The following is a 1,616-nucleotide window of genomic DNA, read 5'->3' on the forward strand; positions in this document are numbered from 1 at the left end:
AGGCGGGCTGAGGTACGCTGAGATTTGCAAATCGGCTGGAACCGCAATTGGGGCACCCTCACTTCCTACACGACGTCCGTAGGCCCTTGAGAGTGATGGTAAGCCAAGCCAAAAATCCCGCTTGACTGCGGTGAGAGGGATGCCCCACTGGGCTTACCCGGCGTTCCCTATGCAGGCATGATCAGCAACAGGTGATTCTTGAGGCCGGTAGCGCTTTAGAGATGAATCTGTCCAAACAGTGCATGCGCCTAGGCAACAGAGCGAATTCGACCGGTGGTGGCAGCGGCGGCGTTAAGACGACGCCCGCGAAGCTAAAAGGTTGGACGCCGGTGCATAGCTTGTATTTCATGAAACACTCGGACTCGGCGTTTGACGCCGCCCGGAAAGATCCGTCGGGTCAGATTGTGTGATGGGTCTACTTTAAGCGGCGGAGCCGTCCATTCCGCCGTTCTATAGGCCCTAACCCCAGTATTCAGTTGCCTACTGGAGCTAAAGGGCTCCCATGTGCCGGAAATAACGGTTAGCGCAGAAATTACACGCGACCCGGTTGCCGACATTTAGCTGGTGGTACTGCGCCTAGCCAGCAATGGCCCTGGAATGGAAAGGCCTTCTCCTTGTTTGCCTGCGTTTCATCTATCCCCTGCGGATGCATCTTTCTTTGATCAGGCACCAGCTGACGAAGGCTTTCGCTCTTGCCTCTGCATCGTGAATCTTTAGCCACGTTAAATCCACCATGCTCAAGAAGCGCAGGAGAATGCGAGAGGCAAGTATACGGGTCACGTTTTTTATACGATCCTATATAATTGTATAAAGATGCCAGGTGACACCCTCCACCCCGCCGACGAACGCGCCCTCAAACTCAGCCAAGCCTTCCGCGAGTACGACCTCGACACCATCGCCGCCACCCTTGGGATTGAAGCGCTCAGCCGCCCCCTCGCTCAGGTCCACAGCAACCTCAGACAGGTCTTCACCCACGCCCAGACCGACGATATCGACCTGCTCCAGCCCCCAGCACACTTCCACACCTGGCTCGCTGGCCCGCTCTCCACCCCCAACCGCGGCCCTGGCCCCCTCAAAATCAACACCCTCACCGCCCGCGTCGTCACGTTGCGCGTCTTCTACGACGCCCTGATCACCGAAGGCGTGCTGACCACCAACCCCATGACTGGCTACCCCAACCCTGGCAGCGAACACGCCAGCGACCCCATCCCAGACCGTGAGGACATCGAACAGCTCCTGAGAACTGCGAAAGCCAGTCGCCCCGATCTCTTCGCCGCCCTCACGCTCATCGACGAGCACGCCTTCCAGGTCAGGGAACTGCTTGGACTCAAATGGTCCCGGTACGAGCCCAGCACTGGGGAACTTCTCCGCGCAAGGATCGTCACCACCCTCTCGAAACCGGCCCAGCTCGCTCTGGAACCCCTCCTCAAAGCAGCCGGCGGTCCCCTCTACGCCACCGAGCAGGCCCTCCCCATCTTCGCGATGACTCCCGAAGATCTCCGCACACAGCTCTGGAAAGCCTGCAAGGTCGCTGATATCCCCCACATTCCCCTTAGAGCCTGAGGACAGAACACGTCGGACTATGTTCCGATCATGGTCGAGCAGCTCGTACCCGA

At 58.8% G+C, this 1,616-nt stretch carries 1 protein-coding gene; it reads left to right on the forward strand.

Annotated features, from left to right (window positions below):
- The first annotated feature begins 813 nt into the window (after positions 1-813).
- Complete coding sequence (locus IEY63_RS22025; RefSeq protein WP_189071139.1) at positions 814-1,563, forward strand: hypothetical protein; 750 nt, start codon at positions 814-816, stop codon at positions 1,561-1,563.
- Positions 1,564-1,616: the final 53 nt, after the last annotated feature.

The organism is Deinococcus radiotolerans, assembly GCF_014647435.1.
GTDB lineage: Bacteria > Deinococcota > Deinococci > Deinococcales > Deinococcaceae > Deinococcus > Deinococcus radiotolerans.